This is a genomic window from Streptomyces malaysiense (assembly GCF_000980885.2).
GTDB lineage: Bacteria > Actinomycetota > Actinomycetes > Streptomycetales > Streptomycetaceae > Streptomyces > Streptomyces malaysiense.
The window spans coordinates 125,800-141,182 of sequence record NZ_LBDA02000003.1; the positions used below are offsets into that span (position 1 = coordinate 125,800).

Sequence of the window (15,383 nt, forward strand, 5' to 3'; positions counted from 1 at the left end):
ACGACCCTGGTGCGTCAGGGCACCACGACCACCACCACGGGCGAGTTGTAGCCGTAGCCGAAGCCGTTGTTGAAGCCGAAGAAGCCGCCTCGGTTGAAGCCGCGGTTGAAGTTGTTGAAGCCGAAGCAGTTACGGCCGTAGCAGCCACGGTTGGTGGCGACGTGGGTCTGGGTGGTCGCCGACGCGGAGCCGGCGGTGGCGACGGTGGCCCCGCCCGCCAGCAGAACGCCGACGGCGGACACCGCGGCGAGACGCCTCGCACGCTGTGCATTCATCGAACTGCCCTCCTTCCATTCCCCCGGCGCCGTTTCGGGCACCGGAAGATGGCCGCACCCGCGCCTTGGGCGGGACACGGTCGTGGGTGATGCCGCCTGGATTCAGGAAGCAGGGCTGACGTTCCCCTGGTCGACGGGGATGGCGCACGTCCGGCGCACCCTGCGGCGCGGCTCTGCTGAAAATGCTAGCGGCCGGATCAGCACCCGGCATCCGGACGCGAATCAGGCGTAAACGGGCTGCTCAGAGCACCTGTGCAACCTTTCGTACCGCTCAGGCTTCCTATTTCCGGGGGCTCCACGGGATCATGCCCCCGCAGCTGTCCGGACGAGAGAGGTTGAACGGGGAATGTCTGAACGGGACGACTGGGAGCCGGAGTTCGATCACCGCTGGGCGAACTCGGCTCCGCACAAGGAGCCATCCGCCCGCGCCCGGATGCTCGCCGCCCGCTGGAAGGAGAACCCTCCGGACCCGGTCCCCTTCCGCGCCGACCCGGAGCCCGCGGGGCCCCGCCGCTCGTCCTGGGTGTCCACCGCGGTGGTCCTCGGCTGCGTGGCCGCGGTGATCGTGCTCCTGGGGTACGCTCGGATACGGAACGGCTACTGACCGGTCACCCGGAGTCACCGGGGCCGCCGGCCGGCGAGCGGGGTCTGTCGGCCCCCTCGCCATACCGTGCCGCAGGTGCACACTGGACAGCGGGACGAAGGTGCCCGACTGCGGGGTGATGCAAGATGCAGAGCCGCTTTAGGAGCGACCGGCGACTGACCGTGCGGATGACGGTCACGATGTTTCTGCTCGGACTGCTGTACGTGGCGTTCATCGCCGCGCTGCTCGTACTGCTGAAGTCCTGGCTGCTGGTCGTGGTCCTGGTGGGCGCGATGTTCGTGGCCCAGTTCTGGTTCTCCGACCGGATCGCGATGTTCGCCATGCACGGGCGGGTCGTGGAGCGCGAGGAGTATCCCGAACTGCACGCGGTGGTGGACCGGCTGTGCGCGATCGCGGACATGCCGAAACCGACGGTCGCCGTGTCCGAGATGGACATGCCGAACGCGTTCGCGACCGGACGCAACCCCGATCACGCCGTGGTCTGCGTGACCACCGGGCTGCTGCGCCGGCTGGAGCCCGGCGAGCTGGAGGGCGTGCTCGCGCACGAGCTGTCGCACGTGGCGCACAAGGACGTCGCCGTGATCACCATCGCCTCCTTCCTCGGCGTGGTCGCGGGCCTGCTGGTGCGCTTCGCCTTCTACTCGCAGATCTTCGGCGGGGGGCGCAGGGACCAGAACACCGCCGTCGTCTTCGCGGGCGTGATGGGCGTCTCGGCGGCCGTGTACGCGATCAGCTTCCTGCTGATCCGGGCGCTGTCGCGGTACCGGGAGCTGGCCGCCGACCGCGCCGCCGCGCAGCTGACCGGGCGCCCCTCGGCGCTGGCCTCGGCGCTCACCAAGGTCACCGGGGACATCGCCCGGATCCCGACCAAGGACCTGCGCACCGCCCAGGCGTTCAACGCCTTCTACTTCACCCCGGCGACCGGCAAGGAGCCCGGCATCGAGCGGTTCTTCTCCACCCATCCGACGCTCCAGCAGCGGCTGGACCAGCTGGGCCGGATCTCGGCGGAGCTGGGCGAGACGACCGCACCGCCGGAGGAGGCCGACCGGGCATGAGTGGAGCGGCATCCTGGACATCACGGCAGAAGGCGGGCTGAGCGTTGGGGTTGCTGGACATCCTGCTGGGGCGTACCAAGCCCGTCGCCCCCGATCTCGACCGGCTCTTCGCGCTGCCCTCGGCCGCCATCACGCTCCAGGCCGCGATGGGCTTCGCGCCGACCGGCCGGGGCGCGGTGTGCTTCGCGACCGTGGAGGGCGCGGCCTTCGAGCAGACCCACCGGGAGGTGCAGGCGCTGCTGGACGCGGACGCGGAGCGTGCCGGGTCGCCGGTGGAACTGCGCCGGGACGACTACGGCTACTCGTGGCTGGTCTCCCGCCGCTCCCCCGACCAGCTGCCGCAGCTGGTCAACGATCTGCACGCGGTGAACAGCTCCCTGGAGATCAACGGCTTCGGCCCGCAGCTGCTGTGCTCGCTGGCCGGCTTCGCCGACGACTCGGGGCGCGCGCTCGCGCTCGTGTACCTCTACAAGCGGGGCACCTTCTACCCCTTCGCCCCGCTGGCCCAGGGCGGTGAGCGCCGGGACAACGCGCTGGAGCTCCAGGTGAGGTCCGTGCTCGCCGGCGACCTGCGGATCGAGCAGGACCTGTCCCGCTGGTTCCCGGTGTGGGGCGCCCCCGGTCTGTGATCCTTCCGGCGGGGCGGAGCCGCCGCACAGCGGGGCGGCGGCGCGCTCCGCCGGGTCGGGCCCGCGGCGCCGGGCGGTCCCGCGGGCGAAGTGCCCGGCGCCGCGGCGGATCAGCGGCTGTAGCGCATGAGCGCCCGCACCATGCGGCAGGTGGTGTCGGACGGCGGGCGCATGCCGATCGTCTCGGCGGTGCCCCGGATGGTGTCGTCGCGCGCCTGGTCCGGCAGGTAGACGCCGGAGTCGAGCAGGGCGATGGCCAGGCGCATGGCCTTCAGGCGCCGGTTGTGCGAGACGTACCACTCCCGGGGCCGGCCGGCCGGCAGGGGCCGCTTCGTGGTGGGCTCGTACGGCGAGTCGAAGAGCACGGGGTGCTTGGCGGTGGACTGGGTCGGCGACGGCTTCGGCTTGAGAGCGGCAGCGGGCACGGGCATCCTCCAGACGCGATCAGGGCACCGGCCGGCGAGCCCGGCGGCACCCTCGAACACTGCTTCTATTCTACGGCGGACCACTGACAAAAGGCCCTGGCCACAAGGGCTTTCGGGGCTCCCGGGACAGGGGTGGTGAACGGGTTCTCGCGTACCGTGTGCGCCATGGAGATCTGGATCAATCCGGCCTGTTCGAAGTGCCGCGGCGCGCTCGGCCTGCTCGACTCCGAGGGGGTCGGGTACACCGTGCGCCGCTATCTGGAGGACGTGCCGAGCGAGGACGAGATCAGGGCCGTGCTCGGGCGCCTCGGCCTGGAGCCGTGGGACATCACCCGGACCCAGGAGGCGGCCGCCGGGGAACTGGGGCTCAAGGACGGGGCACGGGACGAGGGTTCGCGGGAGCGGTGGATCCGGGCACTGGCCGAGCACCCGGAGCTGATCCAGCGGCCCATCATCACGGCGGACGACGGCACGGCGCTGGTCGCCCGGACGGAGGAGGCGGTTCGGGAGGCGATCGCGCGCGGGTCGACGTCGGGGTGACGGGGCGTCGTACGGCCGTCCGTCGAACCACGGGACGTCGTACGACCGTCCGCTGAACGTTTCGTACGGCAGCCCACGGCGGCTCAGCCCGACAGGAAGCTCGCCAGCCGGGAGGTCAGTTCCTCCGGCGCCGCCTGGGGCAGCGCGTGGTGGGAGACTCCCGGCAGCACGGCGGTCGTGACACGCGGCAGCAGTGCCTCGGCTCCTGCCACGACCCGGCCCGGGTCGTGCACCTTGCCGGCCCCGGCCGCGAGCAGCAGCACCGGCGTCGCGAGCGCGCGCAGCGCCCGCGGCGCCGGGCGCGGGCGGGTCACCGGCTTCGTGGCCGGGAATCCGGCACCGGCTTCCTGGAGCCGCAGCCACTCGGGGGTCCGGGCCGCCGCTCCCCCGGTCTCCCATTCCAGGAAGGCGCGGACCCGGCCCGGCGTGGGCCGCAGCAGCATCGGCAGGGCGTGCAGCAGATAACTCGGCCGGTACCCGGCGAAACACCCGGTCGGGTCCAGCAGGAACAGGCGGCGGACCCGGGCGGGGGCGTGCAGGGTGTACGACAGCGCGATCCAGGCGCCGTACGAGTGCCCGCCCATGTCGGCGCTGCCGATGCCGAGGCCGTCCAGGAGCGCGTCCAGCCAGCCGGTCAGACCGGCGAGCGTCCGGGGGTGCCGGCCGGGGGCGGGGGTGCTCAGGCCGGGGGCGCCGACGATGTCGGGGGCGTGGACCCGGTGGGTGCGGGCGAAGTCCGCGGCCTGGGCGTACCAGGAGACGGAGGTGGCTCCGCCGCCGCCCGGCAGCAGGAGCAGCGGGGGCGCGTCGCGCGGGCCGCAGGTGTTGACGCGGGTCTCGCCGCGGGGTGTGGGTACGGTGAGTGCCTCGCGGTCGCCGGGCCACTTCGCGAGGAGCCCGTCGTAGGCGCTCCGAAAGGCGTCGCTGTCGTAACCGGTCACCGGACGGCCCCCACTGTCTCGTCGGTCGGCATCACCCTACCGGCCGGATCCCCTGCGTGATCCGGGACACAAACCCCCAGGTAACACGGGGTTCACATACGGGCAATGGTCGGGAAACGGCCTGTTGGCAGTCTTCCGCGCAGATCGAGAGACGGCGCGCGGCGCCGCGCCGGCACCCGCGAGTGCGTCCGAACCACCCCGAAGGATGTGTCCCCCCGTGACCTTCAAGGCCGAGTACATCTGGATCGACGGCACCACGCCGACGGCCAAGCTCCGTTCCAAGACGAAGATCATCGCGGGCACTCCGGCCGGTCTCGACGCGCTTCCGCTGTGGGGCTTCGACGGCTCCTCCACCAACCAGGCCGAGGGCCACGCCTCGGACCGCGTGCTCAGGCCGGTCTTCACCTGCCCGGACCCGATCCGCGGCGGCGACGACGTGCTGGTGCTGTGCGAGGTCCTGAACACGGACATGACGCCGCACGCCTCCAACACCCGCGCCGAACTGGCCGAGGTGGCGGAGCGGTTCGCGGCTCAGGAGCCGGTCTTCGGCATCGAGCAGGAGTACACCTTCTTCGACGGCACCCGCCCGCTGGGCTTCCCCGAGGGCGGCTTCCCGGCCCCCCAGGGCGGCTACTACTGCGGTGTCGGCGCCGACGAGATCTTCGGCCGTGACGTCGTCGAGGCGCACCTCGACAACTGCCTGAAGGCCGGTCTCGGCATCTCCGGCATCAACGCCGAGGTCATGCCGGGCCAGTGGGAGTTCCAGGTCGGCCCGCTCGCCCCGCTGGAGGTCTCCGACCAGCTGTGGGTGGCCCGCTGGCTGCTGTACCGCACCGCCGAGGACTTCAGGATCTCCGCGACTCTCGACCCCAAGCCGGTCAAGGGCGACTGGAACGGCGCGGGCGCGCACACCAACTTCTCCACCAAGGCGATGCGCGAGGGCTACGACGCGATCATCACCGCCTGCGAGTCGCTGGGCGAGGGCTCCAAGCCGCTGGACCACGTCAAGAACTACGGCGCCGGCATCGACGAGCGGCTGACCGGTCTGCACGAGACCGCCCCGTGGGACGAGTTCTCCTACGGCGTCTCCGACCGCGGCGCCTCGGTGCGCATCCCGTGGCAGGTCGAGGTGGACGGCAAGGGCTACATCGAGGACCGCCGTCCGAACGCCAACGTCGACCCCTACCTGGTGACCCGTCTGATGGTGGACACCTGCTGCACGGCGCTGGAGAAGGCCGGTCAGGTCTGACCCGCCCCCGAGACCCTGACAGGGGCGCCCGCCGTTCGCGGCGGGCGCCCCTGCCGTATGCCGGGTGCGCCCCGGGACACCCCGGCCGGCCCTCGCGCACCCCCGTCCGTCCGTATGGCGAGACCGCGATCCGGCCGTCTGCGCGCCCACAACCCGCTGCTCAGGGGCCTGAATCCGGCTCCCGCCGCCACCACGGCACAGAGTTCTCGCCAATGCCGGCTCCAACCCGTGAGAGGACTCTCGTGCCCGGTGTGAGCCTCTGCTTCAATGGGCGCATGGCCAGCTTCCAGAAGATCACCGCGACGGGTCGCCACGACCTCGAGCCCTTCTGGCCCTCCCGCCAGCACCACGACTTCGACCGGGTGTGTCGTCGCGCGACGTCCGCGCGGGCCCTGTGAAGCCGTAACCCGGCCTCCGGCCAGCGCGGAACGACGTGCGTCCCGGCGCGCCCCGACCACGAGTCGCGGCCGCCGCCCCTCCCGGCGAACCTCTCGCGCGAAAGAGCTGACCTCCCATGGCGACCACCCGTTCCGTCTCCCCCGTCTCCGCCGCCTCCCCGGCCCCGTCCACGGCTCCCCCGAACGCCCCCGCCCGGCAGCGGCTGCGCGCCGTCGACCGGGACGAGGCGGTGGACGTCGCGGACTTCCTGCCGCCGGGCGCCACCTGGCTGCCGGCCCCGCAGCACACCCTGCCCGTCCTGCCCGGCCGCCCGCCGATGGTCGGCTATCTGGTGCTCGTCCCCGCCGACCAGCACCCGCCGTTCCCGCCGTTCGCGGGGCCGGACCAGCAGGGGCGGACGGGGCCCGCGGGCGGGGCCGGGCAGCCGCTCCCGCCCGCGAACCGGGCGGGAGCGGCGGACCCGGCCGTCCAGGCGGACCACGCCGGCCTGGCGACCGCTCCGGGCCCGGCGGCCCCCGGGCCGCTGGTGCGGATCGACTCCGGGCGCCGCACCGCCTGCGTCGACGGCCGCGAACTCGATCTGACCTACCTGGAGTTCGAACTGCTCGCGCACCTGGTGACGCATCCGCACCGGGTGCACACCCGCGACCAGCTGGTCACCACGGTGTGGGGGTACGGCCATGTCGGCGACGGCCGCACGGTCGACGTGCACATCGCCCGGCTGCGCCGCAAACTGGGCGCCGAGCACCGCCGGACCATCCAGACCGTGCGCCGGGTCGGCTACAAGTACGTCCCTCCGAACGGGCGTTGACCCCCAATTCCGCCCTCGGCGCAGACCCGTCCCGTCCGGCCGCCGACCGGGCAGACTGCCCGGCATGAGACTTCTGGTGCTGGGCGGAACGGAGTTCGTGGGGCGGGCCGTGGCCGAGGCGGCCCTCGGGCGCGGCTGGGAGGTGACCGTCTTCAACCGGGGACGGCACCAGTCCCCGCCCGGGGCGACGGTGCTGCGCGGTGACCGCACCGCGCCGGACGGCCTCGGCGCGCTCGCCCGGGGCGACTGGGACGCGGTGGTGGACACCTGGTCGGCGGCGCCCCGCGCGGTGCGGGAGGCGGCACGGCTGCTGCGGGGCCGCGCCGGCCGGTACGCGTACGTCTCCAGCCGCTCGGTGTACGCCTGGCCCTGGCCGCCCGGCGCCGGCGAGGACGCCCCGCTGGTCGAGGGCGCGGCGGCGGACGCCGGGCAGCGCGAGTACGCCCTGGACAAGCGGGGCGGCGAGCTGGCCGCGCTGGAGTCGTTCGGCACGGACGGCTCGCTGCTGGTGCGGGCCGGGCTGATCCTCGGGCCGTACGAGAACGTGGGCCGGCTGCCCTGGTGGCTGACCCGGATCGCCCGCGGAGGTCCCGTCCTCGCCCCCGGCCCGCGCGAGCTGCCGCTCCAGTACATCGACGCCCGCGACCTCGCGAACTGGCTTCTCGACGCCCTGGAGCGGGCGTCGAGCGGCCCGTACGACCTGGTGAGCCCGTCCGGACACACCACCATGGGCGCGTTCCTCGACGCCTGCCTCGCCGCCACCGGGGCGGACGCAGAGCTGTGCTGGGCCGACCCGCGGACGGTGCTGGACGCCGGGATCGAGCCGTGGACCGAGCTGCCGGTGTGGGTGCCGCCGGGCGGCGAGACGCACGACGCCGTCCACCGGTCCGACGTGTCACGGGCGCTCGCCACCGGCCTGACGTGCCGCCCGGTGGAGGAGACCGTCGCGGACACCTGGCGCTGGCTGACCGGGATCGGCGGCACCCCGCCCCAGCGGCCCGGCCGACGCGCCCCGGGAGTCGCCCCGGAGGTGGAGGCGAAGGCGCTGGCCGCGCTGCGCGACGGCGTCCCCGGAGCCGGTGGTGTACCTGGCACCACCCCCGAGGAGGGGGCCTCGGGCCAGTGACCCCCGCCGGCGGGTCGGGGAGACTCACCGTATGAACAGCGAAGACATGCGCGGCCGGGCCCGCCGGGCCCTGCTGGCCGCCGTACAGGGGCTGATGCTGGCCCTGATCACGATGCCCTTCGGCATGGCGTTCCTGGTGCTGACCCTGCTGTCCCTCGCCTTCATCCCGCTCGGCATCGGACTGCTCACGACTCCCCTGGTGCTGACCGGAGTCCGGGCGCTGGCGGACGTGCGCCGCAGGCTGGCGGCCGAGTGGTGCGGGGTGCGGATCCGGGCGGTGTACCGGCAGGTCCCGCGCGGCACCAACCCGTGGACACGCACCTTCACGATGCTGGGCGACCCCCAGACCTGGCGGGACGTGCGCTGGCTGCCGGTGGACTTCACGGCGGGCTTCGTCAGCGCCCTGCTCCCGGCGCTGCTGCTGTTCTACCCGGTCGAGGGGCTGATGCTGCCCTTCGGGCTGTGGCGGGCGTACACCGGGGGCGGCACCTACTGGTACGCGTTCGTCCCGGTCACCGGGGAGGCCACCGCCGTCGGCGCGGGCCTGCTCGCCCTCGTGATCCTGCGCGTCGCCCTGCGGTTCACCCCGAACCTGCTGACCGCGCACTTCCGGCTGGTGCGGGCGGTCCTGGACAACGGCGAGGGCGAACTCGTCGAGCGGGTGCGGGTGCTGACCGAGACGCGGCGGGACGCGGTGGACACCTCCGCCGCGGAACTGCGCCGCATCGAGCGGGACCTGCACGACGGCGCCCAGGCCCGTCTCGTCGCCATGGGCATGGACCTCGGCACCGTCGAGATGCTGCTCGACAAGGACCCGGCGCAGGCCCGGCAGCTGCTCGCGCGGGCCCGGCGCAACTCCGTGGACGCCCTGGAGGAGCTGCGCGACCTGGTGCGCGGCATCCATCCGCCGGTGCTCGCAGAACGCGGACTCGGCGACGCCGTGCGGGCGTTGGCGCTGCGGCTGCCGCTGCCCGCCGAGGTCGCGGTGGAGCTGCCGGGCCGCGTCGACGCGCCGGTCGAGTCGGCCGCCTACTTCGCGGTCGGCGAGGTGCTCACCAACGCGGCCAAGCACGCGGGCGCCGACCGGATCTGGGTGGATCTGCACCACACCGACGGCCTGCTGCGGATCACCGTCACCGACAACGGCGGGGGCGGCGCCCGCGTCGGGGCCGGCTCCGGGCTCGCCGGGATCGAGAAGCGGCTCGGTACATTCGACGGCGTCCTGGCCGTCAGCTCTCCCGCGGGCGGCCCCACCATGGTGACCATGGAGATCCCGTGCGTGTTGTCCTAGCCGAAGACCTCTTCCTGCTGCGCGACGGACTGGTCCGGCTGCTCGAAGCGTACGGCTTCGAGATCGCGGCGGCCGTCGAGTCCGGGCCCGAACTGACGCGGGCGCTGGCCGAGTCGAAACCGGACGTGGCGGTGGTCGACGTGCGGCTGCCGCCCACGCACACCGACGAGGGCCTCCAGTGCGCCCTGGCCGCCCGGCGGGCGCGTCCGGGGCTGCCGGTGCTGGTCCTCTCCCAGCACGTGGAGCAGTTGTACGCGCGGGAGCTGCTCGCGGACGGCGACGGCGGGATCGGGTACCTGCTCAAGGACCGGGTGTTCGACGCGGAGCAGTTCGTGGACGCCGTGCGGCGGGTCGCGGCGGGAGGCACGGCGATGGACCCGCAGGTCATCTCGCAGCTGCTGGCCCGCGGCTCGGCCGACGACCGGCCGCTCGGCAGGCTCACCCCGCGCGAGCGCGAGGTGCTGGAGCTGATGGCGCAGGGCCGGTCGAACGCGGGGATCGCCGCCCAACTGGTCGTCACCGAGCGGGCGGTGGCCAAGCACACCTCCAACATCTTCGGCAAGCTCGGCCTGGAGGTGTCGGACGACGACAACCGGCGGGTGCTCGCGGTGCTGGCGTACCTCGACAGCGGCCACCGGTGAGCTGCCCCGAACGCGGTGACTCCGGGGGCACTTGTGTGCGAGGGTGACACCGTGAACCAGGACTGGGAAGACCGTGTGGACGCCGCTTGGGCCGCCTTCGCCCGCGACGAGTTTCCCGAGGAGCGCGCGGCGGAGTTCCGCGCGCTGATCGACGGCCTCGTCGCCGAACTGCCCGACGGCAGTCCGCGGGTCCCCTTCGAGCGGGCCTGCGCCTTCGACTCGACCGGGCACTCGGACCGGGCCGTGCCGCTGTACCGGGAGGCGCTGGCGCGCGGCCTCGACGGCTACCGGGGGCGGCGGACCCGGATCCAGCTGGCGAGTTCCCTGCGCAACATCGGAGAGGCGGAGGAGGGCGTCAAGCTTCTCACCCCCGAACTGGAGGGGCCGAGCGACGAGTTGGACGACGCGGTGCGCGCGTGTCTCGCGCTGTGCCTGTCCAGCCTCGGCCGCGACCGCGAGGGCCTGTCCCTGGTGATCGAGGCGCTGGCCGCCCATATGCCGCGCTACCAGCGGTCGATGGCCAACTACGCGCGCGCACTGGTCGGTCCGGGAGCGTGAACCGGTCGCGTCGCCGGCACGCACGCGACGCTTGACGGTGACCAACCAAGGGCTCGCTCGTTTTCCCGGACGTGCAGTCACAGGATGTAGCCCACCGTCACGCACCCGCCCCCGCACCGGCCGACGCCGAGCGGGCCGAGGCCACGCTCGTCGAGCACTACCCACGGCTGGTCCGGCTCGCCTTCCTGGTGCTGCCGCCGGGCCTCGGCCGAGGGCGCCGGGTGCTGACCGCACACGCCCTCACCCAGCGCGCCCTGCCCCGGAGCCGCAAGCAGGCCGACCTGATCCCGGCCCAGCACTCGGGACGTACCCAGGCCCGCCGGGATCCCGCGGACCCGGCGGCGCGGGAGAGCGACCCGGGCTACGCCTATCTGCGCGAGCGGGTGCTGCGCGCCGCCCTCGCCGCCGCCCGCCCGCACCGGGGCCTGCCCCCGCTGCTCCCCCGCGTCTGGGGCCTGCGCCTGCTCCCGCGCTCCGGCGGCGCCGACGAACTCGCCCTGGACCAGCGGCTGTCGAAGCTGTCCGCGCCGGCCCGCGCCGCCTATGTGCTGCGCGGCCTGGACCGGCTGCCCGACCAGGACATCCGCGAGATCCTCGACGCGGCCGGGGTGGACGACCCGGGCGGCGCCCTCGCCATGGCGAACAGCGTGCCCGCCCAGCCCGGCCTGCTCTCCTCCCCCGAGTTCGACCCCTGTGCCCTGCAGGCCCGGCCCACCGATCTGCTGCGCCGCCGCCAGCACACCAGGGCCGCCCTCGGCGCCGCGGCCGCCCTCGCGGTGTGCGGGGCGCTGCTCGTGATGCCGCACTCCGGCCGGGGCCCGGACGGCGCCGCCGCTCCCGTCTACGCCGAGAACCCGGCCGCCCAGGCCGCCCTCGACCCGGCCGGGCTGACCCGGGTCCCCCCCACCGCCTGGCGCTCCGCGGCCCGCACCGACTTCTCGGCCTGGCCCGCGCGCGGCCCGCTCACCGGCGACAAGGAGCTGCTGCGCCGCGCCCTCGCGGTCTGGGCCCGCCCCGGGCAGAACGTCCGGGTCTCGGCCACCCCCGGCACCCAGACCGGCGGCCCCGCGGGCCCGCCCCAACTGCTGTACGCGGGGCAGGTCGACGCCGCCCGGGTGGTGATCCTCTACGACGGTCTGCGCATCGCCCGCTACGCGGAACCGGCCGACGGCACCCAGGGCGCCGCCCTGGACTTCGCCCGGGTGGACGGCGCGACCGGCGCCGAGGCGAGCGCCCTGGTGCTCGGCCGCGCCGACGGCAACGTGCAGTACCTGCTGGCCCCCTGGGTGAAGAAGGCGGCCACCCGGGACCTGCTGAAGCCCGCCTCGGCGCCCACCCCGCTCACGGTCACCGGCGGTGTCACCGCTCCGTTGACCAGCCCCGCCCTGGCGACCGGCAGCTGCACCTCGTGGACCGTGCTGCAGGTCTCCGGCGGCCTGGGCACCCAGCTCGCCACGGACCTCGGCGAGCTGGTCCCGGCCCACCTCACCGCGGGCCGCCCCGGCGCGCCCGGCGAGGCCGCGACCCCTGCGGGGCTCCAGGCGTGGGCGCCGTTCGCCTGCTCACTGGCCACCGAGCGCTCCTCGGGCGTGCGCAGCGTCAACGCCTGGGACTACGCGGAGCAGCCGCTGCCCGACGGCAGCGGAGCCGGCCAGTGGGCCTGCACCCGTGCCGAGACCTGGCGCGGCGACGGCACGGCGGCACTGGCCCAGTTCCGCACCCCCGGCTCGCGCTACGGCGCCGTCACGGCGAAGGGCACCGACACCACGGCGTGCGGTCCGCGCGATCCGCATGTGCTGGCCGGGGCGCTGTGGAAGTCCCGGGGCGGGCACTGGTACCTGCTGGCCGCGGGCTCCCCGGACACGGTGGCGATCCACGCGAGCGGCGGGATCACCGCGTCGGCGCCGGGCTCGCTGCTGATCTCGAAGGCCGCCAAGGGGGCGCAGGCGCAGCTGAAGGGCACCCTGGCGGGTGGCCGGGTGATCGACGGGCTGCACTGACGCCCGCAGGGGGGCGCTGCTGACATCACCGTAAACAACCCGTGCCAGAACCCTTCTCAGGGCGTCTACCCGTCAGTACATTGACGCCATGTCTAATACGCAGGCCCGGCCGGTGGAGTCCGAGCGCATCGCGCTCAAGGCCCGCAACGTGTCCTTCTCCTGGGAGGACACACCGCTGCACTGGGTGCCCGGGGATCCGTTCACCACGCACACCATCAATGTGCTGCACCTGCTGCTGCCGGCCGGCGAGCGCTGGTTCGTGCACGTGTACGAGCAGGCACTGCCGCTGATCGAGGACGACCGGCTGCGCGAGGACGTCATCGGGTTCATCGGGCAGGAGGCCATGCACTCCCAGTCCCATGACGAGGTGCTGCCGCACCTGCGCGAGCAGGGCCTGGACCCGACGCCGTACACCGCGCAGGTCGACTGGTTCTTCGAGAAGCTGCTCGGCGACCGCACCCTGCCGCCGGGTCGGGCGCGCCGCTGGTGGCTGCTCGAACGGGTGGCGCTCATCGCGGCCATCGAGCACTACACCGCGTTCCTCGGCGACTGGGTGCTCGGCGCGGCCGAGCTGGACCGGCGCGGCGCCGACCCCACCATGCTGGACCTGCTGCGCTGGCACGGCGCGGAGGAGGTCGAGCACCGCTCGGTCGCCTTCGACCTGTTCACGCATCTGGACGGCAGCTACCGGCGCCGGGCCCGCACCTGGGCGAGCGCGTTCTCGGCCCTGCTCTTCCTGTGGCAGCGCGGGGTCCGCTTCTTCATGGCGAACGACCCGACACTGACCGGCGCCAAGGCGTCCTTCAAGGACTTCTACGACCGCGGCCGGGCGGGCGTCCTGCCCGGCACCGGTGCCATGCTGCGCTCCATCCCCCGCTATCTCGGCCGGGACTACCACCCCTCGCACGAGTTCTCCACCGCCCAGGCCGTCGCCTATCTGTCCGCCTCCCCGGCCGCGCTCGCCGCGCGGCGGGCGGAGCGCTCCCCGAAGGGTGCCGCCTGATGCCCAAGCCGCTCACGGTCGCCCTGTTCGCGGGCGCCGCCCTGCTCACCCGGAGCGCGCTGCGCCGCCGTGTCCAGGTCTCGCCGCTGTGGCCGATGCCCGCCCTGGAGACGCCGGTCTCCGGCCGGCCGCGCTCCCGGACCCTGCGGCTGCTGCTCACCGCGCACGAGACGATCGCCGACGGCGTCGTACAACTGCGCCTGGAGGGTGCGGAGTTGCCACGCTGGACGCCGGGCGCGCATCTGGATCTGGTGCTGCCCTCGGGGCTGGTGCGGCAGTACTCGCTGTGCGGGGACCCCGAGGACACCTCCTCGTACACGGTCGCCACCCGGCTGGTCGAGGACGGGCGGGGCGGTTCGCGGGAGGTGCACGAGCGGCTGGCCGAGGGCATGGAGCTGGAGGTGCGCGGGCCGCGCAACCGGTTCCCGCTCGCCGAGGCGCGGTCGTACGTCTTCGTCGCCGGCGGGATCGGCATCACCCCGGTGCTGCCGATGCTGCGCGCGCTGCCGGAGGGCGCCGCGTGGCGGCTGCTGTACTGCGGACGCACGCGGGCCTCGATGCCCTTTCTGGACGAGGTGCGCGAGCTGGCCGGGGACCGGCTGACCCTCGTCGCGCGGGACGAGGACGGGCGGCCGGACCTGGACGCCCTGTTCGCGTCGGTGGCCCCGGGCACGGCGGTGTACTGCTGCGGTCCCGAGGGGCTGATGGAGGCGGTCGCGGAGCGGGTGCCGGAGGGGGCCGCGCTGCATCTGGAACGGTTCGCGCCGGGCGCCCCGGCGGACGGGGACGCCGCGTTCGAGGTGGAACTGCGGCGCAGCGGGCGCACGGTGGAGGTGCCGGCCGACTCCACGGTGCTGGCCGCCGTGCGCCGGGAGCTGCCGGGCACCGTCCACTCCTGTGAACAGGGCTTCTGCGGGACCTGCCGGCAGCGGGTGCTGGAGGGCGAGGTGGAGCACCGGGACGAGCTGCTCACGGACGCGGAGCGTGCCGACTCGATGCTGATCTGTGTGTCCCGGGCTCGGGGTGAACGCCTCGTGCTCGATCTGTGACGCAATGATGTGAACACCGGTTCGGGTCCGGACCGTTGGCGGCCGGATCCGCTCGGTAAGGTGTTCGTATGAGTACCGGGGTGCGCCGCAGGATGGGTGTCGAGGAGCGACGGCAGCAGCTGATCGGTGTCGCTCTCGACCTGTTCAGCCGCCGCTCGCCCGACGAGGTCTCCATCGACGACATAGCGGCGGCCGCGGGCATCTCGCGGCCGCTGGTGTACCACTACTTCCCGGGCAAACTCAGCCTGTACGAGGCCGCGTTGCGGCGCGCCTCGGAAGAGCTGAAGGCCCGCTTCACCGAGCCGCACGAAGGGCCGCTGGGCGACCGGCTGCTGCACGTGATGCACCGCTTCTTCGCCCATGTGGACGAGTACGGCCCCGGTTTCTCGGCCCTGATGCGCGGCGGCCCGGCCGTGTCCGCGACCGGCTCCCGGGAGAAGGAGCACGTCTCGACCACCAACGCGCTGATCGACGACGTACGGCAGTCCGCGTACGAGCAGATGCTGGCCCATCTCGGGATCGCCGAGGCGCCCCCGCGTCTGGAACTGGTCATCCGCTCCTGGATCTCGCTCGCCGAGTCCACCGCGCTGATCTGGCTGGACGGCCGCCGTATCCCGCGCGAGGAGCTGGAGCTCCAGCTGGTGCACGACTTCGCCGCCCTGGTCGCGGTGAGCGCGACCCGGGACGAGGGGATGGCGGACGTGCTGCGCGCCATTCTCAAGGACGAACCGGCCGACGGCCCCTTCGCGGAGCTCGTCGGCCGGCTCGCCTCCCTGGCCTCGTAAGG

General features: G+C 73.6%; 18 protein-coding genes. 15 read left to right on the forward strand and 3 right to left on the reverse strand.

The features are described 5' to 3' along the window. Positions 1-14: 14 nt before the first annotated feature. Complete coding sequence (locus tag VT52_RS01400) at positions 15-275, reverse strand: hypothetical protein (protein WP_046421229.1); 261 nt, start codon at positions 273-275, stop codon at positions 15-17. Positions 276-621: 346 nt separating this feature from the next. Between VT52_RS01400 and VT52_RS01405 the strand changes: the two genes are divergently transcribed. From VT52_RS01405 to pspAB, 3 genes are all read left to right on the forward strand, one after another. Beyond that, positions 622-879, forward strand: a complete 258-nt coding sequence (locus VT52_RS01405) for an SCO2583/SCO2584 N-terminal domain-containing protein (protein WP_046421227.1) — start codon at positions 622-624, stop codon at positions 877-879. Between the two features lie 125 nt (positions 880-1,004). After that, positions 1,005-1,934, forward strand: a complete 930-nt coding sequence (htpX, locus tag VT52_RS01410) for a zinc metalloprotease HtpX (protein ID WP_079174774.1) — start codon at positions 1,005-1,007, stop codon at positions 1,932-1,934. A gap of 44 nt (positions 1,935-1,978) precedes the next feature. Continuing rightward, positions 1,979-2,563, forward strand: a complete 585-nt coding sequence (gene pspAB / locus VT52_RS01415; RefSeq protein WP_046421225.1) for a PspA-associated protein PspAB — start codon at positions 1,979-1,981, stop codon at positions 2,561-2,563. Positions 2,564-2,673: 110 nt separating this feature from the next. On the opposite strand, the gene VT52_RS01420 is transcribed toward pspAB, so the two are convergent. After that, on the reverse strand, positions 2,674-2,988 hold the full coding sequence (locus VT52_RS01420) for a hypothetical protein (protein ID WP_046421224.1): 315 nt from the start codon (positions 2,986-2,988) through the stop codon (positions 2,674-2,676). Positions 2,989-3,153: 165 nt separating this feature from the next. Here VT52_RS01420 and VT52_RS01425 point away from each other — a divergent pair, with 165 nt between their 5' ends. Next, positions 3,154-3,528 carry an arsenate reductase family protein gene (locus VT52_RS01425; protein ID WP_046421361.1) on the forward strand — a complete coding sequence of 125 codons (375 nt, stop codon included), beginning with the start codon at positions 3,154-3,156 and terminating at the stop codon, positions 3,526-3,528. An 83-nt stretch (positions 3,529-3,611) separates the two neighbouring features. On the opposite strand, the gene VT52_RS01430 is transcribed toward VT52_RS01425, so the two are convergent. Further along, complete coding sequence (locus tag VT52_RS01430) at positions 3,612-4,469, reverse strand: alpha/beta fold hydrolase (protein WP_046421222.1); 858 nt, start codon at positions 4,467-4,469, stop codon at positions 3,612-3,614. A gap of 217 nt (positions 4,470-4,686) precedes the next feature. Between VT52_RS01430 and glnII the strand changes: the two genes are divergently transcribed. The 11 genes from glnII to VT52_RS01480 all read left to right on the forward strand — a co-directional run bounded on the left by glnII (position 4,687) and on the right by VT52_RS01480 (position 15,381). Next, entirely contained in the window at positions 4,687-5,718 is a 1,032-nt protein-coding gene (gene glnII / locus VT52_RS01435; RefSeq protein ID WP_046421221.1) for a glutamine synthetase, read from the forward strand. 275 nt (positions 5,719-5,993) lie between these two features. After that, positions 5,994-6,116 (forward strand): hypothetical protein, encoded by a 123-nt coding sequence (locus VT52_RS39345; protein WP_276207935.1) that lies wholly within the window; start codon positions 5,994-5,996, stop codon positions 6,114-6,116. 116 nt (positions 6,117-6,232) lie between these two features. After that, positions 6,233-6,928 (forward strand): winged helix-turn-helix domain-containing protein, encoded by a 696-nt coding sequence (locus VT52_RS01440; RefSeq protein WP_046421219.1) that lies wholly within the window; start codon positions 6,233-6,235, stop codon positions 6,926-6,928. A gap of 64 nt (positions 6,929-6,992) precedes the next feature. After that, on the forward strand, positions 6,993-8,054 hold the full coding sequence (locus VT52_RS01445; RefSeq protein WP_206306409.1) for an NAD-dependent epimerase/dehydratase family protein: 1,062 nt from the start codon (positions 6,993-6,995) through the stop codon (positions 8,052-8,054). A 31-nt stretch (positions 8,055-8,085) separates the two neighbouring features. Then, entirely contained in the window at positions 8,086-9,345 is a 1,260-nt protein-coding gene (locus tag VT52_RS01450) for a sensor histidine kinase (RefSeq protein WP_046421217.1), read from the forward strand. Continuing rightward, a complete protein-coding gene (locus VT52_RS01455; RefSeq protein WP_046421215.1) occupies positions 9,330-9,986 on the forward strand; it encodes a LuxR C-terminal-related transcriptional regulator in 657 nt (218 codons plus the stop codon). The genes VT52_RS01450 and VT52_RS01455 overlap by 16 nt, the downstream gene beginning before the upstream one ends. Positions 9,987-10,037: 51 nt before the next feature. Next, a complete protein-coding gene (locus VT52_RS01460) occupies positions 10,038-10,544 on the forward strand; it encodes a tetratricopeptide repeat protein (RefSeq protein ID WP_240509619.1) in 507 nt (168 codons plus the stop codon). Between the two features lie 71 nt (positions 10,545-10,615). Continuing rightward, positions 10,616-12,544, forward strand: coding sequence for a hypothetical protein (locus VT52_RS01465; protein ID WP_046421212.1), 1,929 nt, complete (start codon positions 10,616-10,618; stop codon positions 12,542-12,544). Between the two features lie 88 nt (positions 12,545-12,632). Further along, on the forward strand, positions 12,633-13,547 hold the full coding sequence (locus VT52_RS01470) for a metal-dependent hydrolase (RefSeq protein WP_046421211.1): 915 nt from the start codon (positions 12,633-12,635) through the stop codon (positions 13,545-13,547). After that, positions 13,547-14,596 carry a PDR/VanB family oxidoreductase gene (locus VT52_RS01475; RefSeq protein ID WP_046421210.1) on the forward strand — a complete coding sequence of 350 codons (1,050 nt, stop codon included), beginning with the start codon at positions 13,547-13,549 and terminating at the stop codon, positions 14,594-14,596. The genes VT52_RS01470 and VT52_RS01475 overlap by 1 nt, the downstream gene beginning before the upstream one ends. Before the next feature lie 68 nt (positions 14,597-14,664). Continuing rightward, entirely contained in the window at positions 14,665-15,381 is a 717-nt protein-coding gene (locus VT52_RS01480) for a TetR/AcrR family transcriptional regulator (RefSeq protein WP_206306410.1), read from the forward strand. Positions 15,382-15,383: the final 2 nt, after the last annotated feature.

What these genes read in the sequence shown, in the direction of transcription:
- VT52_RS01400 (WP_046421229.1), bottom strand. Translation starts at nt 275, where the DNA reads ATGAATGCACAGCGTGCGAGGCGTCTCGCCGCGGTGTCCGCCGTCGGC.
- VT52_RS01405 (WP_046421227.1), top strand. Translation starts at nt 622, where the DNA reads ATGTCTGAACGGGACGACTGGGAGCCGGAGTTCGATCACCGCTGGGCG.
- htpX (WP_079174774.1), top strand. Translation starts at nt 1,005, where the DNA reads ATGCAGAGCCGCTTTAGGAGCGACCGGCGACTGACCGTGCGGATGACG.
- VT52_RS01425 (WP_046421361.1), top strand. Translation starts at nt 3,154, where the DNA reads ATGGAGATCTGGATCAATCCGGCCTGTTCGAAGTGCCGCGGCGCGCTC.
- VT52_RS39345 (WP_276207935.1), top strand. Translation starts at nt 5,994, where the DNA reads ATGGCCAGCTTCCAGAAGATCACCGCGACGGGTCGCCACGACCTCGAG.
- VT52_RS01440 (WP_046421219.1), top strand. Translation starts at nt 6,233, where the DNA reads ATGGCGACCACCCGTTCCGTCTCCCCCGTCTCCGCCGCCTCCCCGGCC.
- VT52_RS01445 (WP_206306409.1), top strand. Translation starts at nt 6,993, where the DNA reads ATGAGACTTCTGGTGCTGGGCGGAACGGAGTTCGTGGGGCGGGCCGTG.
- VT52_RS01450 (WP_046421217.1), top strand. Translation starts at nt 8,086, where the DNA reads ATGAACAGCGAAGACATGCGCGGCCGGGCCCGCCGGGCCCTGCTGGCC.
- VT52_RS01470 (WP_046421211.1), top strand. Translation starts at nt 12,633, where the DNA reads ATGTCTAATACGCAGGCCCGGCCGGTGGAGTCCGAGCGCATCGCGCTC.
- VT52_RS01475 (WP_046421210.1), top strand. Translation starts at nt 13,547, where the DNA reads ATGCCCAAGCCGCTCACGGTCGCCCTGTTCGCGGGCGCCGCCCTGCTC.
- VT52_RS01480 (WP_206306410.1), top strand. Translation starts at nt 14,665, where the DNA reads ATGAGTACCGGGGTGCGCCGCAGGATGGGTGTCGAGGAGCGACGGCAG.